This window comes from Marivirga sericea, from assembly GCF_900177665.1.
Lineage (GTDB): Bacteria > Bacteroidota > Bacteroidia > Cytophagales > Cyclobacteriaceae > Marivirga > Marivirga sericea.
This window is the reverse complement of sequence record NZ_FXAW01000002.1, coordinates 181,721-206,147: the sequence shown is the minus strand read 5'-3', so window position 1 is coordinate 206,147 and position 24,427 is coordinate 181,721. Positions and strand designations below refer to the sequence as shown.

The following is a 24,427-nucleotide window of genomic DNA, read 5'->3' as shown; positions in this document are numbered from 1 at the left end:
TTAACAATCTAATTATAAAAAACTTTTACGATGTTATCAACTCATATCGACTACGCAAATTACAATATCTGGGCCAATAAAAGGATAGTCCAGTGCCTATTAAAGTTAGATGAAAAACTGTTGGAAGAACCTATCATATCCAGTTTCCCTAATATAAAAGCTACTCTTGCCCATCTTTGGATGGCTGAACTGGGCTGGCTATCTCGCTTGAAAGGCGATGGTTGGGATACCTCACAGGTGAAGGATTTTTACGGCTCTACTGCAGGGCTCATGAAGGAATGGAAAAAAACCTCCGAGCAATTTAAAGATTTTGTGGAAAAAGCAGATTTAGAACAGGAACTTAAGTTTGAACATAAAGGAGAAAAATTCTCCATTCCCTTCAAAGAAATAGCGCATACGGTTTTTAACCACGGAACCTACCACCGAGGACAAGTTGTAATGATGCTGCGACAGTTGGGGATAAACGAAATTCCGCAGACGGATTACATAGAATGGGTGCGAGAGAAGGCACGAGCTAAAAACGCTTAATGCTCTATACATTTCTCTTAAAATCCTTATATTGAAGAGTTTAATGAATTGGTAAGCAGAGCGTTTGTTACAATTCGAGCTATCTAAAGGACATTTTACTTCACTAAAAAAAGCAGGAAATTAGCATGGCAGAAGATAAACCCAGACTTGCGCGCTTGACTTCAATCCTGACTCAACTGCAAGCTAAGCGAATGCTAACAGCAAGAGATATTGCTGAGCATCATCATATTAGCATCAGAACCGTTTATCGGGATATCAAGACGTTAGAAATGTCTGGAGTTCCCATTGTAACGGAAGAAGGGAAAGGCTATACTTTAATGGAAGGATACCGATTGCCGCCTGTCATGTTTAATGAGGAGGAAGCAAATGCTTTAATAACCGCTGAGCATTTGGTCTTAAAGAATAAGGATCGCTCTTTTATTGAACAATATCAGAATGCGATTTCAAAAATCAAATCAGTGCTTCGTCTGAAACAAAAAGAAAACATAGAGTTCCTATCAAGCCGAATTCATATCAGAAATAATGAGAATAATGAGAAAACAAGTCATTACTTGATTCAGCTTCAATCTCATATAGCCAATTTTCAGCTGCTAAGAATTGAATACCTTTCTTTAAACAAAGAGCAAACAAAAAGAGAAATTGAGCCTTTTGCATTGTATACAACCAATGATAACTGGATTCTAATTGCATTTTGTCGAAAAAGAAATGACTTCCGATCTTTTCGACTGGATTGTATTCAACAAATCAATCTTACTCAAGAACATTTTGAAGCTCACAAATTAACCCTCGATCAATACTTTGAAGCTTGCCGAAAAAAATGTCTAGATACCCCTGACATACCTCTGTCACCAGCCCCTTCTACCTTTGCTGAAAATCAAAAAACTTGAAATATGCAAAAGACTAGAATCAACCCAATCAAATTAATTGGCATTACTGTCAGAACTACAAATGAAAACAATCAGGCAGCAACAGACATCCCAGAACTGTGGCAACGTTTTATGGGAGAAGGAATAATGGAAAAAATTAGCAACAAGCTGGACAGTACTGTTTACTCAGTCTACATGGATTATGAGGGTGATTATACAAAGCCCTATACAACCATGCTAGGATGTGAAGTCAGTGACTTTGGCAATATTCCCGAGGGATTAGAAGCAAGGACCTTTGAAAGTGGATACTATCTAAAATCTTCGGTAAGAGGTAATTTGAAAAAAGGCATCGTTATAGACCATTGGAAAAAAATATGGAATACAGAAATAGAACGAGCTTATACAGCAGATTTCGAAGTATATGGTGAAAAAGCACAAAATCCAATGGATGCTGAAGTCGAGTTTTACTTAGCGCTAAAGGAATAGGAAATGGGAAAATTGCTGCTAAAAAGAAACCCACAAGTAGATCAGGTCTTTAACAACTATCCAGATGCTGTGCGTGGCAAGATGCAATTTTTGCGAAAGTTAGTGATTGAGACAGCTGAAGAAACAGAAGGCGTTGATCAGCTGGAAGAAACGCTGAAATGGAATGAGCCAAGTTTTGTGAATAAAAATGGAAGTACGCTGCGAATGGATTGGAAAAAGAAAGCACCTCATCAATATGCTATTTACTTCCAATGTTCAAGTCGCTTAGTTGAGACCTTTAGGATAGTATTTGAAGATAAATTTAATTTTGAAGGAAACCGTGCAGTAGTGTTTGACATGAAGCAAGACATTCCAGTTGTAGAATTAAAAGAATGCATCAAAACAGCGCTAATCTATCATAAGGTTAAAGACTTGATGACTCTGGGCCTTTGACCTAGTATAAAATACACGGTTTTCTTCCAGCACTTTCCAAAACTACAATGAGAAAAAGCTTGATGTTGCTTGATTTCATTTGCTCCATCGAGAAAATGAAATCAAGCTACTTCTTTCCTCTTTTGAACCTTACTCATCAATCAAATTAACTGGATCAATTCGCTAAAAACAACACTAAGTTAGATTTAAACATACTCAAACCCCTCTTTTGATTAGTTAAATTTTACAACCCCTTAAGCTATGAAATAGGTAGTTTATCGCTTTACTTAAGGACAAGTTGCATCACTACCATCTAGCACTTCAAAAGCCTCTTTTCTTTTCGCTCTATTCCCTAAATCTGCGAAATTGCCCTCCTCTTTATAAATCACCGCACGATCTATTGCAAAACCTTCTGACCTTCCAGAAATTTCCATCAGATAAGTGCCTGGATTGTCAAATTCAACATAAATATCATGCGCATCGTTGTCACTCGTTTTAGCTGTATAAGTCCATTCGTTCAATTGATTCATATAGACTTTTAACCAACCGTCTCTACTTGCACCTTCAGGGTTTGGGGACTTATCTGTGCCCTTTGGATAAACGTAAGAATCATCATTTTCTCTAAATCCATAAAAATCAGACGCATCTGCGAACCGAAGCCAGAGGTCGTTTGATTCAGTTGTACTTTCCCCGAGGGCAATATATCCGCTGTAAATGAAACGATAGGTCCCAGGATTGGAAATTTCTATCTCATATCCTAGAGTAGAGTTACCCGGCTGAGAAAAATGATCCTCTCCTGCCCAGTAAAGAAATCCCTCTCCTTCATATGCGGCAAAATCATTCCTGAAATCCCAATCTCCAATCGCAGACCTGTCTGGCACTGCCTCAAATTCTACGATTACTAATCCATCACTTTCAGTGAAATTTAGTGCATCTGATTCTGGACAGGACAGGGGTCTTGGATCTTCTCCTCCTTTGTCGCAGCTTGCAATTAAGAAAATGGTGGAAATTAATAAAACTCGGGATCGAAATAAGAAAAGTTGAGCATTCATACTAAAAATATATGCATAATTATTGGAACTAAGCAACTTCTTTTAAACAATAGTATATAAACTCTTATATTTACCAGAATTAAAAACTTGATAGCTGTATGAAATTTCCTGCTGCTCAAACCATTCTTTTAATCATTGCTGGTTTTGTCACATTATTAACTTGGCTAATCCCTGCTGGAAGCTACAATAGCTTAAGTTATACTGAATCAACAGAATCATTCGATATACAAGCTCAGGATTCCAGTTATACCTTGCCGGCCAAGCAGGAAAGCCTCTCTCAATTAGATATTAAAATTCCACTTGAAAAATTTACCAGCGGGGCCATCTACAAACCCATTAGCATACCCAACACTTACCAACAATTAGAACCTAAACCGCAAGGATTCTTTGACTTCTTAACAGCACCCATCAAAGGAATAATAGAAGCAGCAGATATTATCTTCCTGGTACTGATAATTGGAGGTATGATCGGCATCATGAATACAACTGGTGCTTTCAATGCCGGAATGGCTTGGTTATCGAAGGCACTAAAAGGCAAAGAATTTTTATTGATCATTTTTACCACTCTACTCATTTCCTTAGGTGGTACCACATTTGGCCTAGCAGAGGAAACCCTCGCTTTCTACCCCATTCTAATTCCCATCTTTCTGGCAGCAGGTTATGATTCCATGGTAGGGTTAGCTAGTATTTTTCTGGGCTCTGCCATAGGTGTAATGTGCAGCACGGTAAATCCTTTTGCCACCATCATTGCTTCTGACGCAGCAGGTATAAGCTGGACTAGTGGATTAGACGGTCGAATACTGATTTTTGTAGTTTGTATGGTAGTTACCATTGCGTATATCCTGATTTATGCTCGTAAGGTCAAAAGAAATCCTGGGAAATCGTTAACGGATCATTCAGTAACTCAATCTTTAAATTATCTAAAGCAGGCTACTTCAGATTCACATGTGACTTTGACTGGACGCTTGCGTATTATTTTATTGATTTTCACCACATGTTTTGTGGTGATGATAATGGGCGTTTCTCAATGGGATTGGTGGTTTGTAGAAATGACGGCAGTATTCTTTGCGGGGGCCATTGTAATCGGCTTTATAGGTAAAATGAAAGAAACTGATTTTATTCAATCTTTCATGCAAGGTGCTGGCGATCTACTTGGAGTAGCTTTTATCATCGGCTTAGCAAGAGGAATTACAATTTTAATGAATGATGGCCTAATCAGTGATAGTATTTTATTCTATGCCAGTGAATTTACCACAGGAATGCATAAAGGACTTTTTATCAATGTACTTTTCTTTATTTATCAAGGCTTGACCTTTTTCATACCTTCTAGCTCAGGAATGGCAGTTTTAACCATGCCTATACTTTCTCCACTGGCCGATAATGTAAATATCGGAAGAGAAGTAATTGTGAATGCCTATCAATTAGGAAACGGTTTATTCAATAGCGTGAGTCCAACAGGGTTGGTTTTAGCTTCATTGGGGATGGTAAAAATTGGCTATGAAAAATTCCTGAAATTCATGTGGCCACTTTATGTTCTCTTAGCATTGATCGGCATGATGTTCTTAACTATTTTGAGTTATTAGGCCCTTAAAGTCTGCAATGATCTAAACAATAAGAATTCTCGTAAGTAGTACCAAAAGCCGTCATTTTTAAATTTTATTTTGACTTAGCAGACTTACATTTGCACTTCAATCTAATTCCTGCTGTCTAATCACCGATGAATTGAGCAAATCATACCAAAGCAATACAGCCCAAATCCTTCACTCCCTGAAATATTTAAAGAGGAACCTGTTTCTGATGCCTATTTTTATGCTCATCTCTATTCCCATTGCCTATTATCTTAAGGGCTACAGCTGGGAGGAATCTTTCATAGTAGGGCCGCTTTTTAATATAGGTATGTTTGTCGTTTTAGGATGTCTCCCTACCTTGATTATTCATATTTCACACTATTGGAACAGCAAAGACTTAAGGGTATTTATAGATGATGAGGCTGGAAAAATCACTATTGATCAAGACCAAACATATCAATATAATTTAGAATCACTAGAATTCACCGAGCATTTAGCCCTCTCCAAAAAACGAAATGAAGATGGTAAATTCAGAATACTGACCCCTTGGTCGAATTACTCTTACATCAAAATTAAAACAGAGGATAATCAAGAGTTTACGATTAGTTCAATTGTTATCAGTACAGAGGATTTCCCTTTTGAAGTAAATCAGAAAAAATATACGCTTTGGCCCGCTATTTACTAAGAAAATAAAAAGCAGCATAACAGTTAAATGAGTTCCCTTTCACTCGCTACTGATAGTAATATCTGTTTCACAAAACAAAAACTTACTTCTTTGAAGGTTCTTTTACCATGAAAAAAGCAAACCCTGAGGCAAGAAATGCCATAACTGCCGAAATATAGCATACCCATCTGTAAGCAGTAATGAAGCTGCTAGTGTAGATTTGCTCTACTGCTCCAATGTTATTTGATGCTACATCAGAAGGAACTTTAGCTTCTCCAAAATTTATAGATTCTTCAATAATACTATTGGCTATTTGCTTTGAAACTTGAAGAGTTTCTATCTCATTGCTTACCAACAAACTAAAAAAGTAGACGGCTCCTGCACCCAAAACCGCATTAATAAAGGTTCCTGAAATTCTAGTAATACTATTATTAACACCAGAAGCAATTCCAGCCCGGTCATTGCCGATGGACTGCATGACGGTGGAAGTCAGGGGAACAACTGTTAAAGACATCCCTAAGCCAAACAGCAATATACCAGGAAAAAAAGTGCCCCAGAACTCCTCAATGCCAGAGGTTTTTCCTACAAGACCCAACGCCAAAAAGCCAACTGCAGTTACGATGGGGCCACCAATCAAAAAATTCCGGGCTCCCCATTTATCTGATAGTGAACCTACCCTTCTTGCAATCAATGCCATTAAAATGGTAAAAGGTAAAAATGTCAAGCCAGCTTGCATTTGAGTGTAGCCTTGTATCTGAATCATATTTAGGGATAGAAAAAGCATAACGGCACTAAGTCCTGCATACAAAAAGAAGGTAAGAAGATTCACTCCAGAGAAAGTCATATTTTTGAAGATTCCCAGCGGCATCATGGGAGCATTCACTCTTTTTTCTACGTAGAGAAATAACAGGAATGAAATAACACCAATTATTAGTGGAATGAATGACTTCACATCTGAAATCCCTAGTTCAGGTATATTGAGAAATCCAAATGTGAAGGTTGCCAAGCTAAAAGCCAAGAAAAAGGCTCCTTTCCAATCGATTCGATGTTTGTTTTCTGGTGCTTTACTTTCGGGCACCTTGAGATATAAAACGATAGCGCAAATAACGCCAAGTGGGACATTTATAAAAAATATCAAGCGCCAAAGCCCTATATCCGCCAATGCCCCTCCTAAAATGGGTCCTCCCATGGTAACTAAAACAGTGGCTGCTGACCAAGTACCAATTGCTTTGCCCTTTTCCTGATCAGAAAATGTGGCAGAGATAATAGCCAAGCTGCCCGGAATCATAAAAGCTCCACCAGTACCTTGCAATATCCTAAACCAAATAAGTTGATCAATAGAGGTAGAGATTCCACACAATATTGATGATACTGTAAAAAGAATAATACCCCATTGAAATATCTTTACTCGACCCAACTTATCTCCTAAACTTCCCCCCACAATAATGAGTGACGATAGCATCACGAGGTAACTATTCAATACCCAGAATAAATCAGTGCCAGTAGCATTCAAATCCTCTTGAAGTGAAGGGAGCACCACATTAAGTGCCGAGGTATCGATAAATGCCATGGAGCTGGCAATGATGCAAGCGCCTAATGTCCATTTCCCCGTACTACTGCTTAGTCCATAATGATGCTCTTTGGCCATTATACATTGTTTTGGATCAAGTTAGCAATTATTTCTTAGTGAGGCTCTCCCTTTTTTAAAAGCTTAGCAAATGAACACCCCTTCAAAATCTGCTATTCTCCAGCAATAATACAGTATGGAGCCCTGTGAAATTTAAACAAGACAAGACTATTATACGTCTTTCCTCTACAGTTTCCGTTTTAGACGATGCACATTGCTAGTTTAAGCATGATTCTGGCTTAAATTGAGAAATCGATTATGCAACCTTAACAATTAACTACTGTCTTATGCTTTTACGAAAAACACTTCAATTCACACCAAAGTTATTCCTTATTGATGCTCTCGGAGCCTTTTTTACTGCTTTCCTTTTAGGAGTGGTACTGTCTAATTTTCAGCACTATTTCGGAATGCCAAAAGAAATTTTGAGGCCATTGGCCATCACTGCATTGATATTTTGTATCTACTCTTTTAGCTGTTATTTATTTTTAAAACGCAATTGGAGGCCATTTCTTATAGCTATTGCAGTAGCAAACTTTCTATATTGCATTTGTACTTCAATTCTAATTGCATTATTTAGGCAGGAACTCACGCTTTTGGGTTTAATCTACTTTATAGGGGAAATAGCAATAGTTGGAATACTTATTTATGTAGAATTATCAGTAGCCAAAAAAAAACGGATTGAGCAATAGCCCAATCCGTTATTCAAAAATTATTAATAGTTAATTAAGCCTCAACTGCTTTCTTATTTTTCTTCGCTAAATCCAGCACTACAGGCGTTGCGATAAAGATAGAAGAATAAGTACCTACTAAGATACCCACCAATAAAGCAAAAGAGAAGCCTCTTAAAACTTCACCACCAAATATGAATAGAATCAAGATTACCAATAAAGTGGTTATTGAAGTCATCAATGTTCTGCTGATGGTATTATTGATTGCAGTATTGAAAGTTTCTTCATTAGAAGCCTTAGATTGTATCCCCAAAGTTTCTCTAATTCTATCAAATACAACCACAGTATCGTTAATGGAATAACCAATGACAGTCAAAATAGCTGCTATAAATACTTGATCAATCTCGAATGAGAATCCAAGTAGCTTTGCAATGGCAAAAGCCGATAATACAAATAATGTATCATGGAACAAGGCTACTACAGCACCCAAACCAAACTGCCATCTTCTAAATCGGATTAAAATATAGATAAAGATTGCAATCAGTGCAAAGATCACAGACTCTTGAGATGAATTCCTTATATCATCTGCAATAGTTGCTCCTACTTTAGAAGATCCACTAATAGTGAAGTTATTATCCCCCATTGCCGTTTCTGTTTCCACATAGCTCATTCCAGTTGCTGAAGCAATCCCTTCAATAATCTTTGTTTTCACTGTGTTATCTGCTTCCGTAGATTCTTCATTTACCAAGTAGGAAGTAGTCACTTTTAAAATATTGTTAGCTCCGTAAGTTTTCACTTCAGTTCCAGCATCTTCTAATGTACCATCTAATGCTACTTTAAGGCTAGTAGTTTCTACTTGTTCAGCAAATCTCACTACATACGAACGACCACCAGTGAAATCAACACCTAAGGTCAATCCCTTAGTCACCATTAATACAATACCGATTACAATCACTATCCCTGAACCGATATAAGCCATTTTCCTTTTGCTCATAAAGTTAAAAGAGATGTTATTCAATAAGTTTTTAGAAAATGGAGTCGCAAATGAAATTTTACTTTCGTCACCTTTCTTACTCAACCAGCTCACAAGTACTCTTGTAATGAATACAGCAGAGAAAAATGAACATGCGATACCGATCATCAGCGTAATTGCAAAACCTTTTACCGGACCTTGACCTAACCAATATAAAATAGCTCCTGTTAGGAAAGTCGTTACGTTAGCATCCACAATAGAGCTGTACGCTTTTGAATAACCCGCTGTGATTGCCTTTAATAAAGGAGAGCCTGCTCTCATTTCTTCTCGAATACGCTCAAAAATCAGTACGTTGGCATCAATCGACATACCGATGGTCAGTACAATACCCGCAATACCCGGTAAGGTTAGTGCCGCATTTAATTGGGCTAAAATTCCTAAGATAAAGAAGATGTTAAATACCAAAGCAATGTTTGCAATCAAACCTCCCTTAGCATAATAAGCGATCATGAAGATTAAAACCATTCCTAAACCAGCTACAATAGAGATTATACCTTGTGCTCTCGCTTCTTTCCCTAAAGTTGGGCCAATGATCGCTTCTTCCACAATTCTTGTCGGTGCTGGCAATGAACCTGCTTTTAGAATATTAGCTAAATCTTTAGCTTCTTCCATGGTGAAATTACCTGATATAACAGATTTACCATTAGGGATTTCTTGATTTACAACTGGGGCAGAATACACATAGTTATCTAGCACAATTGCTATTTGATTGTTGATATTTTCTCTAGTGATTTTAGCCCACTTTCTCGCTCCAGTTGGATCCATGCTCATATCAACAGCTGGCTGACCAACATCATCAAATGTTTGTCTCGCATCATTCACTACCTCTCCTGTTAATAGCGCTTGGTTTCCTCTTTGGGTTCTCACTACATAAAGCTCCAATAGCTCAGTTCCATCATCCAATTTTCGAGGCTTTACATCCCATAAAAGTCTTGTATTTCGTGGGAATAAAGCTTGGATATCCTCTCTTTGAACGATATCATTGATTTTAGCAGTATCCTTGACTTCGTAAACCAAATCACGTTGGCTTTTGGTTAAACTAAAAAGCGGGGATACGTTTTGAGCATTTTCCAGAGAGTCTAAATTAGAATCTGCAGAATCAGCTGCTTGTCCTTCAGTAACTGTAGAATCTGCATCTTCATCTTGTAAAAGGTCAGCTAGATTTCCACTTTCTTCTTCAGATGTTTCAGTTGAATCACCAGAACCTAATTCATTTTTCTGATTTGCTTTTTGCTCTGCTACTATCAGTTGATTTGCCGCAGTAAGTGCGTCAGAAACCTCATTGAGTTCCACTACTTGTAAAAATTCCAACTTGGCAACACCTTGTAATAGTTTTCTAACTCTTTCAGGATTATCAACACCTGGTAATTCAATTTGAATTCTGCCAGTATTCTCTAGCTTTTGAATATTTGGCTGAGAAGTACCAAATCGGTCAATCCTTGTTCTCAAAATATTGAAAGAACGATCGATCGCATCATCTACTTCTGAGCGGATGATTCTTAAGACTTCGCTATCATCTGTTTGAAAACTAATTCTATCTCTATTGGCAGAAGTAGCAAAAAATTCACTTAATTTTTTATCAGGATTGGCCTCTTTAAATGCCTGATAAAACAAATCGACAAATGTCCCTTGACTCGTTTTTTGTCTTTCTCTGGCAGTTTCTAAAGCAGTGATTAGTGCTTCATCTTCATTGTTGCCGCTAAGTCCTTTAATGATATCTACTGGAGACACCTCTAAAGTCACGTGCATACCACCTTGCAAATCTAGCCCTAAATTCAATTCCATATCCTGAACTTCCTTGTAGGTGAACTCAACTCCTAAAAGGTTATAAACAGGCACATTGTATACTGAATCTAAGTAGTTTTGTCTTTTTGTATAATCGATATTCCCAGCTTCATCGGTAGCTTGTGCAGTAGCATCTTCTTTAATGCCATTCGAAACGAATGTAAATGACAAATAATAGATACATAATAATGTAACTACTGCTGTCATAAACACTATAAATCCTTTGTTCTTCATTTTGATTATTATTTGAATTGATTTCACAAAACCCTGATTGATACAATCAAGATGTCATGATTTGATTAATTATAAATTGATTTGGTTTATTAATGATGTGAGGAGCCCACATCTTCAAGATATTATACCCTAATATTAGGGCGCATTAGGAGAAATAATAAGCCTAAATAAGGTCTGAAAGTAATTATGATACGCTCTTTCAACGCTTTCAAAGAGTGTGAAATCTTCTTTATGGGGATTAGGTATTTCTAATAATAAGTCAAATGAATGGAACAGATTGAATTGCATAACAGGCAATAGCACATCATAAGCCATAATGCGGTATTCCGATTGCGGCTCTTCCTTATCACTTTGTTCGGTTTTCTCAGCCTTATCAAGATTCTTATTGGCATAAGGCTGCTGAAAAAACAATAACATAGCCATGGCAAGCCCAAATATTAGACTGCCCGTCTGCTTAATAGATTGTATGTTATTTTTTCTTTTCATTCTTAGGGATGCAAATGTAATTAAATTTAAGGAAACTCAATATAATTATTTCAAATGAAGATGAATTGAGAATATTCGCTAGACCCGATCAATATTATCTCTTTAAAATGATCCTGAAAGTAGTTCCTAAGTTGACTACTGATTCCTTCACTGTAATTTTCCCATTATGGTAGTTTTCAATTATCCTTTTGGCTAATGTCAAGCCAAGCCCCCATCCCCTTTTCTTCGTTGAAAATCCAGGCTGAAAGATTTCTTTAATTTTACTGGAAGGAATTCCTTTTCCTGTATCTTTAATATCAATTAATGCATCACCATATTTCCCTTCTTTTAACGTTATGGTGATTTCACCTTCGCCACTCATGGCATCAATAGCATTCTTACATAAATTTTCTATCACCCAATCAAAAAGTGGCTTATTGATATCTGCAGTTACTAAATCATCCTTAGAGATGAAGTTTATTATCACTTTCTTTGATGTCCTCTTTTGCAAATAACTAACAGTAGATTGAATAATCTTAGATATATTTTCATCTCTTAGAACTGGAACAGAGCCTATACTTGAAAACCGCGAGGTTATTAATTCCAGTTTGCTAATGTCTTTTTCAAGTTCTTTAGTAACCTCCTTGTCTTTCATATCATCATCCATTTTCATGATTTCCAGCCAAGCCATTAAAGATGAAAGTGGAGTACCTAACTGATGGGCCGTTTCTTTAGCCAACCCTACCCAAACTTGATTTTGCTCTGCTTTACGAGAATAAGAAAATGAAACGTAACCAAAAAAGACAAATGCTGCAATTACAGAAAGCTGGATATAGGGATAATACTTCAATCGGTAAATTAAATCGGAGTTTCGATAGTAAATGTATTGATTGTCACTAGAGTCATTAGATTCTGCACCTGTAATTAGTATAGGTTCATACTCTTGCTCCATAATTTCTAACTCATTCTTAAGTATCTTCCGCATAGCAGCTTCGTCATTTTTGCTGCTATCCACCTTAATATTTCTAAAAATGCTAGGGTTACCATTCGCATCTGTTACAATTACCGGAATAGAATTATTGGGAGTCACAATCTCTTGAAAAATGAAGATTAAATTCTCACTATTGTCCGGATCACTGGTATACTCTAAAGTCTTTGCCCAAAGCTCAATAGAACGTTCTTCTCTTTCCTTTAGCTCTTCCACAATACTGTTGGTATAGAGAACAGAGGCAATACCAATGATTAGTGAAAATGCTAATGCTATCCATTTCAAAGCAGCTTTACTTTGGTAAATGGAAGAAGCACTGCCCATGAAAGGATTTTCAGAATGGTTTACCATTACTATTTTTGCGGCAAATTATAAAGTTTAATGGATAAGGTAAAACTTCCCCATTATTACTTTAGGCTAAAATTGAATTTAAAACGTTGAAAGTTAGGATAAAATTCTTTTAGTAACCCTTTTTAAACTTTTTCGATAGATAAAGTATGGATAATATTGTGCAAATTGAATTATTTGGTGTTCGTATAGATGAGCCAATAGTGACACTCACCGATTTAGTAGTAAGCTTTCTTTGCTTCTTATATTTCTATAAAATGACCGTATCTAGTAAGCAAGGAAAAGTGTTCACTTATTTCAAATATTACTTTCTAATTATGGGTCTGGCTACCACTTTCGGGGGTATTATTGGACATGCCTTTTATTACGAATTTACCAAAACCTGGAAACTAATCGGATGGATCATCAGTATGTTCGCCATTATGCTAATTGAAAGAGGTGCAATTGAACATACTAGAATTGTCCTAAATAAAAAGTATGTAAAGATATTGGGGATTGTCAACATAGTGGAGTTTTTAATCTTTTTAGGACTCGTGCTATTTACACTAGATTTCTTTTATGTTCAGCTCCATTCTGGATATGGGTTAATGTTTGTAGTTTTTACAATTGAAACCTTATTATTGCTCAAAACTAAAAACGAAGCTACAAAATATATCATGGCAGGTATTGGGTTTGCAGCCCTATCCGCTTTAGCATTTGCAACAGAATTTAGTATTCACCGCTGGTTTAACTACTTGTCGTTAAGCCACATTATGATGGCGGTTGCTACAGTTTTTATTTACGGGGGAGTCAAAAGAATAAAGCTTGAGCAATCAAAGCCAAAAGAAACTGCTTAAACCAATAGAAAAGTAAAGATTTCTGCTCATCTAAAATAGTTCAGAATAAAAAAAGCCCGCCATCCTCCGATGGCGAGCCCTACTATGGAAACGACTAATTGAATACTAAATTTATAAAGCGATGCTTTGTTTAAAGTTCCTATCGCCACTTTGAACTATCATTTGATATGTTCCTTTTTCCAAAGAAGAAAGATCATATCGCTTTTCTATATCTGAGCTAGTACCCAAATCTTCTTTATAAATAACATTACCTTTCTCATTGGTAATCATAACTGAAGTTGATTTGGTGCTTAAGTTCAAGAAATTGAAATCTACTGTCCCATTCTCTTTTAAAGATATAAACGGTTTATGAACAGTGGTAAATTGGTCATGAGCAACTCTCACAGAATCCCAAGTGATTGTAATCGGCATTACTTCAATATTTAAAGCATTCTCAAGCTCTATTTTATAGTGACCAGATTCTAAATGTTTCAGATCAAAATTCTTCAAGATACCATTTACATTTTCTACAGTTTCACTGTAAACTACCTGACCAAATTGATTTTTTAACCTTATATTAGTCACTTCAGACTGAGCTGATCCCACTCTTAAGGTGATCATTTTATTCTCTTTGCTTGTTAATTTTACAAATGGAAAACCATCTGCAAAGCTCATTAATGGTAATACCACTAATGCTATGGCAAATACCGTTTTTTGAATTTTTGAATTTTTCATAAGCTTTTTGTTTTAAGTACAATACAAATGTAGGGCACTTTTTTGCAAGCAACTATGTTAAGATTTTCCAATATCAATACTATATTAACCGCACTATGTTACCTAATTATTATTAAGAGGTAAAATTAAACAACATAATACAGGTATTAGCGTTTAAATGATCATTATGCAGTTTTACAAGCCTACACTCGAACAAATTGAGCCCACCTTCGGTAGTTCAGTATTAATTAAGAAATTTGAACAATCAAGACCAAATAAAGAGCCTTTTTGGCATTTTCACCCTGAAATTGAATTGGTATTCGTCAGAGGTGGGAACGGCAAAAGGCATATAGGAAACCATATCTCCTATTATCAAGATGGGGATTTAATGTTGATCGGCTCTAATTTACCCCATTATGGTTTCACTGATAGACTTACAGAAAATGAATCTGAAACTATTATTCAAATGAAAGCCGACTTTCCAGGACCCGTATTTCTAAATCTACCTGAAATACAACCTATAAAACAGCTAATAGAAAATGCAAAGTTGGGAATAGTTTTCACTGGGGATGCAAAAAAGAGAATTGGAGATAAAATCGAAGATCTGGTCGAAAAGCAACCTTTTGACAGATTATTAGGGTTAATTAACATTCTAAAAGAATTATCAGAAATCAAGGACTACTACTTATTAAATTCTGAGGCAGTTTCGATTGAAGCTAAAGCAGTGGACCAACAAAGAGTCAATTTAATATATGATTTTGTGCGAGATAATTTCAAGAGAAATATTTCTCTGGAAGAAATTTCAGCTGAAGCAGCAATGACTGTTCCTGCCTTCTGCCGATATTTTAAAAGAATCTCCAATAAGACTTTCACTCATTTTGTAAATGAACATAGGATAGTGCATGCTTCAAAATTACTCTCCGAAGGGAATTTAAATATAACAGATATCTGCTATGCCTGTGGATTTAACAATATCTCTCATTTCAATAGGCAATTCAAAGAAATTACTGAGAAAAGCCCATCAGAATATAGAAAAGCGATTAGGCGCGTGGTTCGGTAAAATGAGCATATATTTTTTCAGAAGCCTTTCTCAACCAATGATCTGCTCTTTTCATGGAGTCCTCTTGACTATTTGCTAAATCAGTCAAGCTGATCGCTTTGTGAATCTGTTCCGGCAGTGTGGAATCAAAGGCTTTGCATCCTATAATTAAAAACAGCGGTTTTCCGTGCTTTTGGCAAAAACTGAGTACCCCAGAAACCACTTTTCCCTTAAAGGATTGTTCGTCAAGTTTTCCTTCTCCGGAAATAATGTAATCAGCATTTTTTACCTTATCATCTAAATTAAGAGCTTCTGCTATATAGCTGATACCAGAATGTAAAGCTGCATGAAGGAAGAAGGTTGAGCCTCCTCCCATTCCACCGGATGCCCCTGCCCCTGGAAACTGATCAATATTAAAAGAATGCTGCTCTTTAATCAGGTTCTTCAAATGCTTCATGCCATCATCTAAAATAGGTAAATCCCTTTCCGTAGCTCCTTTCTGAATGGCATACTGATAAGTAGCTCCATTTTTACCTGTTAATGGATTATTCACATCAGTTAAGACAGAGAAGTTAATTCCTTTCAAAATATTATTTTCTGGCGGTTCAATAGATGTAATCTTATCCAAGCTGTAAGCCGTAGGTAGAAATGCATCGCCATTCTCATCAAGAAATCGAAAGCCTAGCGCATTTGCCATTCCGACTCCACCATCGCTTGTGGCACTACCACCAATACAGAGGACAATATTTAGGCACCCTTCTTTAATTGCATCCTTAATCAATTCCCCTGTCCCAAAAGAAGTGGTTTGTAAAACATTTTGCTCTTCTGCTTTCAGTAGTTGCAAACCGGAAGCAACCGCCATTTCAATATAGGCAGTTTTACCTGTAATGAAATAATGGGCTTTAATTTTCCGCATCAGCGGGTCATGAACTTCAATTTCAACAGGCTCTGCTTTTTGCTGCAAAGCCAAAATTTCAGCTGATCCTTCACCACCATCTGCCATGGGCAGACACTCTATCTCTAGCTTAGGAGAATGCTCCAACAATGTCTCTGAGATGATTTCACAGACTTCCTCTGCAGTTAAACTGTGCTTAAACTTATCTGGAGCGATCAAAATTTTCATAGGAAGTGTAAATTATTCTTTATCTTCATCGAATCAAAATCTAAAATTACATTAAAAATAGTATTGTGACTTGGTGCTCATTTTCAAGTAAATACAAATGATCAATACGTCTAATTGCCTAATTGGTACTATTCAATTTAAGAAACATGGCTGACTTTTACACGATTATTTTCTGGATTGTGCTTTCGATCACTTTGATTATCCTAGGAACTGCGCGTTTCAAAATGCATCCAGCATTAGTCTTATTCACCGTAGCGCTTTTCACTGCTGTAGGATTAGGATTTCAAGTGACACAATCTGTAGAGATAGTTGCGCTTGGTTTCGGCAATATGTTGTCTAACATTGGTATCCTGATTCTGCTGGGATGTGTTTTAGCAGTAATTTTAGAAGAACTGCAGTCTATAAAGTATTTATCTACTTTATTTATAAAAATTTTCGGCTTAAACAGACCTTTTTTGCTCTTGAGCTCTTTAGGTGGCCTAATTGGAATCCCCGTTTTCTGTGATGTAGCCTATATTATCCTTTCTGATTTCAGCAAGACACTAGCTAGTCAGGCTAAAGTCAGCCGTGTTTCCACATCAGTAACCATCGCCTCCTCATTATACATTGCCCATAATTTAATACCCCCTACTCCTGGTCCACTAGCCGTAATGGGGAACTTTGGAGTAGCCGACCAGCTCGGACTGATCTTTTTACTAGGAATTGGGATTAGTATTTTTCTTATTCTGATATTGAGCCTTTATGCACGATTCGTTTCTCGAAATACACTGAGCAGTGACACGGAAACAGCGCAATTTAATCATCCTGCGAATGCGCTTCCCACTGTTATAATCTTGCCTTTAATTATCCCCATAATCCTAATTGCTATCAGTAGCATTTTGGGGATAGTCAAATCCGATAATATTATTCTCAATAGTATAGAAGTAATAGGCAACCCTATCATCGCTTTGGCAATAGGAGTTTTGATTGGTCTAATCTTACTAAAAAAGCAATCTGAAGATCCAAAATCAGAATTGATCAAAAAAGCTATTCTGCAAGCAGGCCCAATATTAGTAATAACGGGATTGGGTGGCTCTTATGGACAAGTAATTAAAGAAAGCGCATTTTCAGATCTGTTGATTGAAAACATTAATTTTCAAACGCAAGGTCCTTTCATGATTTTGATTATCGCCTACCTAATGGCATTTTTTATCAAAACCGCCCAAGGTTCCAGCACCTCGGCCATGATTATTGTGAGTGCCATCGTGGCGCCACTAATTCCAGGCTCCTCTTTAGATACTGTGATGGGCACTTCTCTCTTAGTACTAGCCATTGGCTCCGGTGCCATGATGGTAAGTCACAGCAATGATTCCTATTTTTGGGTGGTAAAAGAGTTTAGTGGCATGAGTGTGAAACAAGCTCTTAAAACTTTTAGTATTAGTACTATGTTGCTTTCTGTGACTTCTATGTTACTTGTAATGCTTCTGTTTTTGCTTTTATAATAATTAAAATGTCTGAGATGAAAGATTATATTTGGTATGCCAGTTACGGCTCTAATATTTCTGAAGAAAGATTTCTGTGCTACATTCAAGGTGGGAAGCCGGAAGGCGCTACTCGCACTTATCTTGGGTGTAACGATACAACTCTCCCTTTAGATCAAAAACCTATACAAATCCCGCATGAAATGTATTTCGCCAAAAGTGCATCAGCATGGAACGGTGGAGGAGTTTGTTTTATTAATCCAGATAGAGATGATAAAGTAAAAACCTTTGGTAATATGTACTTAATCACTCGAGAACAATTCTTAGAAGTAGTGCAACAAGAAAATGCCACTGATGAAACCATCAAAATCGATTTTGAAAAAGTACGCAATCAAAAATCCTTGATGGCAAAAGAGAATAGCTGGTACGGTAATCTGCTCTGTTTAGGTGAAGAAAATCGTGCCCCCATCTTAAACTTTACGAATAAAGGATTCCTACTTGATGAGCTTAACCCACCTAATGAGCACTATCTAAAAACAATAATGAAGGGATTAATAAAATCTCATCAGCTAAGCAATTCCGAATTAGAAGAATACTTTGAATCCAAAAAAGGCATCAGAAAACCTATGGTACGAAGGGTCATCAGTTCGCTGTAAAAAAACAAGTCAAAATGCAGAACCAATAGCGTTACTAATTCGTAAATTGTTACTATTATCGCAACATAATTAATAAATAGTAACATTATAGATGACGAAAAGCCAAAAAGCAATATTAGAAAGTGCCAAATCTTTATTTTGGAAGCATGGTCTAAAAAAGGTAACAGTTGAGGAAATTTGCGAGCAGGCAGGGGTAAGTAAAATGACCTTCTACAGGCGATTCGTGAATAAAGAGCATGCTGCAGAGGAGATTTTGGAGGCCATTTTAGAAGATAATTTGAGGCGATATTCAGCCGTGATGAGTCAGAACAAAGGATTTCCTGAAAAAATTAGTGAGATTTTATATCTCAAACACCAAGAGTCCAAAAATATAAGCAAAGATTTCATTAACGAAATCTTTAAGGAAGACGGATCAGCACTTAGTGAACTCATTCAGAAGCATACCTTAAAATCGTACAAAGCGTTGATCGCGGATTTTGAGAAAGCAAAAAAAGAGGGTTGGGTTAGAGCCGATCTGAAACCTGAATTTATTATTGAAATGATGGAAGTAATTAAGTCCAAAATGCAGGATGAAAATTTCCTAAAAATGTTCAAGAGCATGGATGAAGCCATAATGGAATTGAGTAATTTCTTTTTCTATGGGATTTTTGTCAAAAGATGAAAAATGAAGTGCACCATTATCATATTGCTGATTCTCTTTCCCTTTCTACTGAAAAGTCAGATTTCTTGGGATGGTCAGATTTCAGCATTTGGTAATTACAGTCCCGACAATGAATATTCAATTTTTCTTGGCGGACGTTATATTCCCGAAATTAACTATTCTCATGCATTAGATTCGGGAAGGAGTTTTGATTTCCTTGCTTCTGCTAATATTAGTGGATCTATTCTGACTAATCCATTTGATGATAATATAACTGATGGAAATTTAACCCCTTACCGACTCTGGGCTCGCTATGCTGGCCAAAATTATCAGGTGAGGGTGGGTTTGCAGAAGCTAGACTTTGGGGTGGCCACTTTGCTCAGACCATTACAGTGGTTCAACCAAATTGACCCACGGGATCCTCTCGCTTTGACCAACGGAGTGTATGGCATTATGGGCAATTATTATTTTCCGAATAACGCCAATATCTGGCTATGGGGCCTTTATGGAAACAACAAGAGAAGGGGTTTTGATGCTGTTGCTACAAATGAAAAAGCACCTGAATTTGGAGGGCGTGTTCAACTCCCACTGCTCACTGGAGAAATCGGCTTTACTTATCACCATAGAAAAGCCGATGCTAGTGATTTTTTAAATGATAATTCGTTCAACAATATTGCTGAAAACAGATGGGCAGTAGATGTCAAATTAGATTGGGTAGTCGGACTTTGGTTGGAATCTACTTATATTCGTAAAGCGCAAAACATAGGGGCATTGACAAATCAAAATCTGATAAATCTCGGAGCTGATTATACATTAGGCTTAGGTAATGGACTCACAGTCATTACTGAGCATCTATTAATTGGGAATAGTGATAGTGGCTTTTCTGATAACTATGCTAATATCACGGCTACCAGTTTAAGTTATCCTTTAGGATTTTTTGATAGCTTAAGCGGATTAGCCTATTACAGCTGGGAAACGGAAAGCACTACCTTCTTTCTAAATTATCAGCATCAATTCAAGAAAATCATAGGCTATTTAATGACATATTATAATCCATCTGGATTTCAGGGGATTCAACAAAATGAATTAGTCAATAACTTTTCAGGGCCAGGTATTCGCATTATGCTGGTCTATAATCACTAAATTAAATAGAGCCTATTAGGCAATTACATGAGATAATTTTTTAGCTATTTCATATTCAGTACCAAATAATAATTTTTTTTGAAATTAATTATTAGATTCTAAATAAACGCTTATGGAACCTATCATCAAAATTGAAAATGTCACCAAGAAATTTCCTGAAGGAGAAGGGGAATTTGTTGCACTTAAAAACATTAATCTTGAATTTCAAGAAGGAGAATTTAGTGGTATAGTTGGTCCTAGTGGTTCTGGTAAAACCACACTGCTGAATATCATTGGTTCTTTAGATCAGCCAAGTAGTGGAAATGCCTGGGTGATGGATAAAAACGTAGCAGAATTAAGTCATAAAGAATCGGCTCAATTGAGAAATCTGCATTTAGGTTTTATTTTTCAGGTCTATAATTTATTGCCGGTCTATACGGTATTTGAGAATGTAGAATTCGCTTTACTCTTGCAAAACAAAAGCAAGGAAGAGAGAAGAAAAGCAGTGATGCAAGCATTGGAATGGGTGGGTCTGGAAAATATTCCTAATAAAAAACCCTCAAAACTTTCAGGTGGAGAAGGGCAAAGAGTCGCTATTGCCAGAGCTATGGTGAAAGAACCTAAAATTGTTTTGGCAGATGAACCCACGGCCAATTTGGATGCCACCAATGCGCACGCAATCATTCAGACCATGAAGAAGCTCAACGAGGAACTGGGTACTACTTTTTTGTTTTCCACTCATGATGAAAAGGTAATGCAATATTTGAATAGGATCATTCACTTGAAAGGTGGTGAGGTTGAAAAAGATGAAATCATAACCGCTCAAAATCCAAAGTCATGAAATGAGCATAAATCTAGATTCCCTAATTTACCAACCGAGGGATGAATAGATTTATGGGAATTCCATGTGACATTTTAAAAACAAACACTATACACATGAAACTTGCATTTCAATTAGCATATAAGAATTTAGTCGGTGCGGGTTTGCGCAGCTGGTTAAATGTTGGAATTCTGGCTTTCACTTTTATTGTTATTATATTTTTCAATGCTTACCTCGATGGCTGGAATTTACAAGCACAGAGAGAAAGTATAAAATGGGAATATGGCCATGGTCAATTACGGCATCAAGATTACGATCCGCTTGACCCCTTTTCCATAAACGAAGCACATGGAAAATTAAATACTCCCCTAAGTGAAAATTTAACAGCTGTTTTGATCCAGCAAGCTTCACTTTATCCTGAAGGAAGAATGGTTTCTATTTTGATGAAAGGTATAGATTCAGATCAGAAAATATTAGAATTGCCAACTGAAGCATTCGCCAAGTCCGATGCCAACATTCCTGCTTTGATCGGAAAACGAATGGCCTCATCCAATAAACTGGAAGTTGGAGATCAACTTCTGTTAAGGTGGCGAGATAAAAATGGAACCTTTGATGCCACAGAAATTACAATCATTGAAATTTTTGAAACCGATGTAACTTCTGTTGATGCAGGTCAGATTTGGATACCTATTGAGAGGCTGTGGAACATGACCGGGTTAAAGGGAGAGGCTACCTACTTTATAGCAAGTGAAAAATATTCTCATTCGCCTGTGGACAAGTGGTATTATAAATCACAAGCAGAATTGTTAAAGCAGTTACAGGAAATTATTGAAATGAAAAGCGCTAGTAGTTCCATCCTGTACTTTCTACTCTTAGGAATAGCCTTGCTCGCTATTTTTGATACTCAAGTGCTATCGATTTTTAGAAGGCAAAAAGAAATAGGAACCTATATTGCATTGGGGATGACACGCTGGCAAGTCGTTCAGTTATTTACAGTGGAAGGAAGTATGTATAGCATTTTGGCTAGCATAGTAGGTACAATAATTGGCATTCCAATATTTTGGTATTTTTCAACCTATGGCATAGGGATGCCTGATTATGTTACACAGCAAGATATGGGGGTTACAATCGCGCAGCGCATATACCCTGCCTTCACTATCGGGCTTATCATGGGTACTATCGCACTGGTGGTATTATCCGCAACAATTGTTAGTTTCATTCCATCGAGGAATATAGCAAAAATGGATCCTGTTGATGCACTTAAAGGAAAAGTCCAATGATACAGTTTATTTTAAAAGGAATAGTAAGAGATAAGAACAGAAGCCTTTTACCCATAATCATTGTGGCATTAGGGGTTACTTTAACGGTATTTTTAAGCGGTTATTTAGGAGGCGTTTTTCAAGATGTAATTCAGCAAAACGCCCGATTTGAAACTGGCCATGTCAAAATAATGAGCAAAGCCTATGCGCAAAATAAGGATCAGTTACCAATAGATTTGGCTCTTTTGGAAACGGACAAACTAAAGGATGAGTTACAGGCTGAATATCCCAATATGCGGTGGGTTCAAAGGATAAAGTTTGGCGGTCTGTTAGATGTTCCTGATGATGATGGCAATAGTAGAAGTCAAGGCCCCGCTGCGGTGATGGCTGTTTCTCTTCTTTCAGAAAATAGTCAGGAATTAGACCGATTAAATATCAGGAACTCAATTATAAAAGGAACTATACCCACCAAAAATGGAGAGGTGCTGATTTCAAATGATTTTGCAGATAAATTAGAAATAGATATCGGAGACGAAATCACCTATGTTGGCGGTACTATGTATGGTAGCATGGCATTTCAGAATTACACCATTTCCGGAACCGTGAAATTCGGGAACATTGGTTTTGACAGGGGTGCAGTTATCATGGATATATCAGATGCGCAGCAAATCCTCAATATGGAAAATGGGGCTACTGAAATATTAGGCTTTTTCAATAATGAGCAGTATCAAAGTGAAAGTGCTGAAGACATCGTCAAAAATTTTAATGCTCAATATGAAAAAAGTGGGGATGAATTTGCTCCTGAAATGCAAAGTTTAGAGGATCAAAATGGATTAGGTGAGATCTTGGCATACAGTAATTATATGTCACAAATCATTGTAACAGTGCTGATTTTAGCAATGTCGGTAGTGCTATGGAATACCGGTTTATTAGGTGGACTCAGAAGATATAAGGAATATGGAATACGCCTCGCATTAGGAGAATCTAAAGGTAGTATCTACAGAAAATCGATCATTGAAGCCATTTTGATAGGAGCAATCGGAAGCATCATTGGAACCCTTTTTGGTCTGATCGCTACTTATTATATGCAGGAAGTTGGTCTTGACATCAGTGATTTATTAAATCAGTCCAGTATGATCATGCCGTCTACCATACGGGCTAAAATTATTCCAAGTCAATTATATATTGGCTTTATTCCTGGTTTAGTAGCTATGGTTTTAGGCAATATGCTATCTGGCATGGGAATTTACAAAAGAGAAACCGCTCACTTATTTAAAGAATTGGAAGTATGAAAACCTTGCTAAAAATATCACTGATTGGATTTTTAATTTTGCTTAGCTTCTTTACCCAAGCTCAAATTACGGCAGATCAAGTATTGGATAAAGTTAAAGACAATATGAACGCTAACTCCACTATTACTGAATCTAAAATGGTCATTAGAGGAAAGCGGAATACCAGAGAAATTGTATCAAAAGGATATGCGGAAGGAAATGAGAAATCATTTACTGAGTACCTCTCTCCTGAAAGAGAAAAAGGCACAAAAATGCTAAAATTAGAGGATAAATTATGGATTTATAATCCATCTACAGACAGGACTATTCAATTGTCTGGGCATATGTTAAGACAATCTGTGATGGGGTCTGATCTATCTTATGAAGATATGATGGAAGACAGAGAATTGAAGGAAATATATGAGGCGACAATTATTGGAGAAGAAAAAATTGGTGATCGCACTTGCTATGTGCTTGAACTAAATGCGATTGTAGAAGATGTTAGCTATCAAACAAGAAAAACCTGGGTAGATACTGAACGCTTTGTACCACTAAAAGAAGATCTCTTTGCCAAAAGTGGGCAATTATTAAAAAGAATTAGGTTGGAGGATGTAAAAGAAATCGATGGGCGATGGTACCCCACAAAAATCAATTATAAAGATATGTTAATGAGCGGAGAAGGCACTGACTTTATCGTGCTTGATATTCAGTTTAATCCAGAAATTCCAGATTATATTTTTAATAAGGCTTCCTTGAAGAGGTGATGAAATAGAGTCTAACATTTG

The 24,427-nt window shown here is 36.8% G+C and carries 23 protein-coding genes; 16 read left to right on the top strand and 7 right to left on the bottom strand.

All coding sequences use genetic code 11. The features are described from left to right. Positions 1–30 precede the first annotated feature (30 nt). The 4 genes from B9Y84_RS06110 to B9Y84_RS06095 all read left to right on the top strand — a co-directional run bounded on the left by B9Y84_RS06110 (position 31) and on the right by B9Y84_RS06095 (position 2,312). Positions 31–528 carry a DinB family protein gene (locus B9Y84_RS06110; RefSeq protein WP_085516218.1) on the top strand — a complete coding sequence of 166 codons (498 nt, stop codon included), beginning with the start codon at positions 31–33 and terminating at the stop codon, positions 526–528. A gap of 125 nt (positions 529–653) precedes the next feature. Further along, positions 654–1,415 (top strand): helix-turn-helix transcriptional regulator, encoded by a 762-nt coding sequence (locus tag B9Y84_RS06105; RefSeq protein ID WP_085516217.1) that lies wholly within the window; start codon positions 654–656, stop codon positions 1,413–1,415. A gap of 3 nt (positions 1,416–1,418) precedes the next feature. Then, positions 1,419–1,880 carry a GyrI-like domain-containing protein gene (locus B9Y84_RS06100; RefSeq protein ID WP_085516216.1) on the top strand — a complete coding sequence of 154 codons (462 nt, stop codon included), beginning with the start codon at positions 1,419–1,421 and terminating at the stop codon, positions 1,878–1,880. 3 nt (positions 1,881–1,883) lie between these two features. Beyond that, positions 1,884–2,312 (top strand): DUF1801 domain-containing protein, encoded by a 429-nt coding sequence (locus B9Y84_RS06095; protein ID WP_085516215.1) that lies wholly within the window; start codon positions 1,884–1,886, stop codon positions 2,310–2,312. Positions 2,313–2,578: 266 nt separating this feature from the next. Here the strand turns inward: B9Y84_RS06095 and B9Y84_RS06090 are convergent, their stop codons facing one another. After that, positions 2,579–3,343 (bottom strand): hypothetical protein, encoded by a 765-nt coding sequence (locus B9Y84_RS06090; protein ID WP_085516214.1) that lies wholly within the window; start codon positions 3,341–3,343, stop codon positions 2,579–2,581. 98 nt (positions 3,344–3,441) lie between these two features. Here B9Y84_RS06090 and B9Y84_RS06085 point away from each other — a divergent pair, with 98 nt between their 5' ends. Beyond that, positions 3,442–4,926 carry a YfcC family protein gene (locus B9Y84_RS06085; protein ID WP_085516213.1) on the top strand — a complete coding sequence of 495 codons (1,485 nt, stop codon included), beginning with the start codon at positions 3,442–3,444 and terminating at the stop codon, positions 4,924–4,926. Positions 4,927–5,065: 139 nt separating this feature from the next. After that, positions 5,066–5,596: a PH domain-containing protein gene (locus tag B9Y84_RS06080; RefSeq protein WP_139827955.1), complete on the top strand. Its 531-nt coding sequence runs from the start codon at positions 5,066–5,068 to the stop codon at positions 5,594–5,596. Positions 5,597–5,678: 82 nt separating this feature from the next. On the opposite strand, the gene B9Y84_RS06075 is transcribed toward B9Y84_RS06080, so the two are convergent. From B9Y84_RS06075 to B9Y84_RS06055, 4 genes are all read right to left on the bottom strand, one after another. Continuing rightward, on the bottom strand, positions 5,679–7,223 hold the full coding sequence (locus B9Y84_RS06075) for an MFS transporter (RefSeq protein WP_085516211.1): 1,545 nt from the start codon (positions 7,221–7,223) through the stop codon (positions 5,679–5,681). Between the two features lie 702 nt (positions 7,224–7,925). Next, positions 7,926–10,922, bottom strand: a complete 2,997-nt coding sequence (gene secDF, locus B9Y84_RS06065; RefSeq protein WP_085516209.1) for a protein translocase subunit SecDF — start codon at positions 10,920–10,922, stop codon at positions 7,926–7,928. Between the two features lie 135 nt (positions 10,923–11,057). Further along, a complete protein-coding gene (locus B9Y84_RS06060; protein ID WP_085516208.1) occupies positions 11,058–11,408 on the bottom strand; it encodes a hypothetical protein in 351 nt (116 codons plus the stop codon). 94 nt (positions 11,409–11,502) lie between these two features. Then, on the bottom strand, positions 11,503–12,726 hold the full coding sequence (locus tag B9Y84_RS06055; protein WP_085516207.1) for a sensor histidine kinase: 1,224 nt from the start codon (positions 12,724–12,726) through the stop codon (positions 11,503–11,505). A gap of 146 nt (positions 12,727–12,872) precedes the next feature. On the opposite strand from B9Y84_RS06055, the gene B9Y84_RS06050 reads away from it, so the two are divergent. Continuing rightward, positions 12,873–13,559: a DUF6962 family protein gene (locus B9Y84_RS06050; protein ID WP_085516206.1), complete on the top strand. Its 687-nt coding sequence runs from the start codon at positions 12,873–12,875 to the stop codon at positions 13,557–13,559. A 111-nt stretch (positions 13,560–13,670) separates the two neighbouring features. Here B9Y84_RS06050 and B9Y84_RS06045 read toward each other — a convergent pair whose 3' ends face one another. After that, positions 13,671–14,273: a DUF3244 domain-containing protein gene (locus tag B9Y84_RS06045; protein WP_085516205.1), complete on the bottom strand. Its 603-nt coding sequence runs from the start codon at positions 14,271–14,273 to the stop codon at positions 13,671–13,673. Positions 14,274–14,439: 166 nt separating this feature from the next. Between B9Y84_RS06045 and B9Y84_RS06040 the strand changes: the two genes are divergently transcribed. Further along, on the top strand, positions 14,440–15,312 hold the full coding sequence (locus tag B9Y84_RS06040; RefSeq protein WP_085516492.1) for an AraC family transcriptional regulator: 873 nt from the start codon (positions 14,440–14,442) through the stop codon (positions 15,310–15,312). Here B9Y84_RS06040 and B9Y84_RS06035 read toward each other — a convergent pair. Further along, on the bottom strand, positions 15,293–16,414 hold the full coding sequence (locus tag B9Y84_RS06035) for a glycerate kinase (protein ID WP_085516204.1): 1,122 nt from the start codon (positions 16,412–16,414) through the stop codon (positions 15,293–15,295). The genes B9Y84_RS06040 and B9Y84_RS06035 overlap by 20 nt on opposite strands. A gap of 146 nt (positions 16,415–16,560) precedes the next feature. Between B9Y84_RS06035 and B9Y84_RS06030 the strand changes: the two genes are divergently transcribed. The 8 genes from B9Y84_RS06030 (at position 16,561) to B9Y84_RS05995 (ending at position 24,406) form a co-directional block, all read left to right on the top strand. Further along, on the top strand, positions 16,561–17,895 hold the full coding sequence (locus tag B9Y84_RS06030; protein WP_085516203.1) for a GntP family permease: 1,335 nt from the start codon (positions 16,561–16,563) through the stop codon (positions 17,893–17,895). 17 nt (positions 17,896–17,912) lie between these two features. Next, positions 17,913–18,530 (top strand): hypothetical protein, encoded by a 618-nt coding sequence (locus tag B9Y84_RS06025; protein WP_139827954.1) that lies wholly within the window; start codon positions 17,913–17,915, stop codon positions 18,528–18,530. Positions 18,531–18,621: 91 nt separating this feature from the next. Next, positions 18,622–19,191: a TetR/AcrR family transcriptional regulator gene (locus tag B9Y84_RS06020; RefSeq protein ID WP_085516201.1), complete on the top strand. Its 570-nt coding sequence runs from the start codon at positions 18,622–18,624 to the stop codon at positions 19,189–19,191. Positions 19,192–19,194: 3 nt separating this feature from the next. Then, positions 19,195–20,313, top strand: coding sequence for a hypothetical protein (locus B9Y84_RS06015; RefSeq protein WP_085516200.1), 1,119 nt, complete (start codon positions 19,195–19,197; stop codon positions 20,311–20,313). Positions 20,314–20,425: 112 nt separating this feature from the next. Next, a complete protein-coding gene (locus tag B9Y84_RS06010) occupies positions 20,426–21,133 on the top strand; it encodes an ABC transporter ATP-binding protein (RefSeq protein WP_085516199.1) in 708 nt (235 codons plus the stop codon). A gap of 95 nt (positions 21,134–21,228) precedes the next feature. Beyond that, complete coding sequence (locus tag B9Y84_RS06005; RefSeq protein ID WP_085516198.1) at positions 21,229–22,392, top strand: ABC transporter permease; 1,164 nt, start codon at positions 21,229–21,231, stop codon at positions 22,390–22,392. After that, positions 22,389–23,663 carry an ABC transporter permease gene (locus B9Y84_RS06000; RefSeq protein ID WP_085516197.1) on the top strand — a complete coding sequence of 425 codons (1,275 nt, stop codon included), beginning with the start codon at positions 22,389–22,391 and terminating at the stop codon, positions 23,661–23,663. Before B9Y84_RS06005 ends, B9Y84_RS06000 begins: the two co-directional genes overlap by 4 nt. Next, positions 23,660–24,406 (top strand): outer membrane lipoprotein-sorting protein, encoded by a 747-nt coding sequence (locus tag B9Y84_RS05995; RefSeq protein ID WP_085516196.1) that lies wholly within the window; start codon positions 23,660–23,662, stop codon positions 24,404–24,406. The genes B9Y84_RS06000 and B9Y84_RS05995 overlap by 4 nt, the downstream gene beginning before the upstream one ends. Positions 24,407–24,427: the final 21 nt, after the last annotated feature.

What these genes read in the sequence shown, in the direction of transcription:
- B9Y84_RS06110 (WP_085516218.1), top strand. Translation starts at nt 31, where the DNA reads ATGTTATCAACTCATATCGACTACGCAAATTACAATATCTGGGCCAAT.
- B9Y84_RS06105 (WP_085516217.1), top strand. Translation starts at nt 654, where the DNA reads ATGGCAGAAGATAAACCCAGACTTGCGCGCTTGACTTCAATCCTGACT.
- B9Y84_RS06100 (WP_085516216.1), top strand. Translation starts at nt 1,419, where the DNA reads ATGCAAAAGACTAGAATCAACCCAATCAAATTAATTGGCATTACTGTC.
- B9Y84_RS06095 (WP_085516215.1), top strand. Translation starts at nt 1,884, where the DNA reads ATGGGAAAATTGCTGCTAAAAAGAAACCCACAAGTAGATCAGGTCTTT.
- B9Y84_RS06090 (WP_085516214.1), bottom strand. Translation starts at nt 3,343, where the DNA reads ATGAATGCTCAACTTTTCTTATTTCGATCCCGAGTTTTATTAATTTCC.
- B9Y84_RS06085 (WP_085516213.1), top strand. Translation starts at nt 3,442, where the DNA reads ATGAAATTTCCTGCTGCTCAAACCATTCTTTTAATCATTGCTGGTTTT.
- B9Y84_RS06075 (WP_085516211.1), bottom strand. Translation starts at nt 7,223, where the DNA reads ATGGCCAAAGAGCATCATTATGGACTAAGCAGTAGTACGGGGAAATGG.
- secDF (WP_085516209.1), bottom strand. Translation starts at nt 10,922, where the DNA reads ATGAAGAACAAAGGATTTATAGTGTTTATGACAGCAGTAGTTACATTA.
- B9Y84_RS06060 (WP_085516208.1), bottom strand. Translation starts at nt 11,408, where the DNA reads ATGAAAAGAAAAAATAACATACAATCTATTAAGCAGACGGGCAGTCTA.
- B9Y84_RS06055 (WP_085516207.1), bottom strand. Translation starts at nt 12,726, where the DNA reads ATGGTAAACCATTCTGAAAATCCTTTCATGGGCAGTGCTTCTTCCATT.
- B9Y84_RS06050 (WP_085516206.1), top strand. Translation starts at nt 12,873, where the DNA reads ATGGATAATATTGTGCAAATTGAATTATTTGGTGTTCGTATAGATGAG.
- B9Y84_RS06045 (WP_085516205.1), bottom strand. Translation starts at nt 14,273, where the DNA reads ATGAAAAATTCAAAAATTCAAAAAACGGTATTTGCCATAGCATTAGTG.
- B9Y84_RS06040 (WP_085516492.1), top strand. Translation starts at nt 14,440, where the DNA reads ATGCAGTTTTACAAGCCTACACTCGAACAAATTGAGCCCACCTTCGGT.
- B9Y84_RS06035 (WP_085516204.1), bottom strand. Translation starts at nt 16,414, where the DNA reads ATGAAAATTTTGATCGCTCCAGATAAGTTTAAGCACAGTTTAACTGCA.
- B9Y84_RS06030 (WP_085516203.1), top strand. Translation starts at nt 16,561, where the DNA reads ATGGCTGACTTTTACACGATTATTTTCTGGATTGTGCTTTCGATCACT.
- B9Y84_RS06025 (WP_139827954.1), top strand. Translation starts at nt 17,913, where the DNA reads ATGAAAGATTATATTTGGTATGCCAGTTACGGCTCTAATATTTCTGAA.
- B9Y84_RS06020 (WP_085516201.1), top strand. Translation starts at nt 18,622, where the DNA reads ATGACGAAAAGCCAAAAAGCAATATTAGAAAGTGCCAAATCTTTATTT.
- B9Y84_RS06015 (WP_085516200.1), top strand. Translation starts at nt 19,195, where the DNA reads ATGAAGTGCACCATTATCATATTGCTGATTCTCTTTCCCTTTCTACTG.
- B9Y84_RS06010 (WP_085516199.1), top strand. Translation starts at nt 20,426, where the DNA reads ATGGAACCTATCATCAAAATTGAAAATGTCACCAAGAAATTTCCTGAA.
- B9Y84_RS06005 (WP_085516198.1), top strand. Translation starts at nt 21,229, where the DNA reads ATGAAACTTGCATTTCAATTAGCATATAAGAATTTAGTCGGTGCGGGT.
- B9Y84_RS06000 (WP_085516197.1), top strand. Translation starts at nt 22,389, where the DNA reads ATGATACAGTTTATTTTAAAAGGAATAGTAAGAGATAAGAACAGAAGC.
- B9Y84_RS05995 (WP_085516196.1), top strand. Translation starts at nt 23,660, where the DNA reads ATGAAAACCTTGCTAAAAATATCACTGATTGGATTTTTAATTTTGCTT.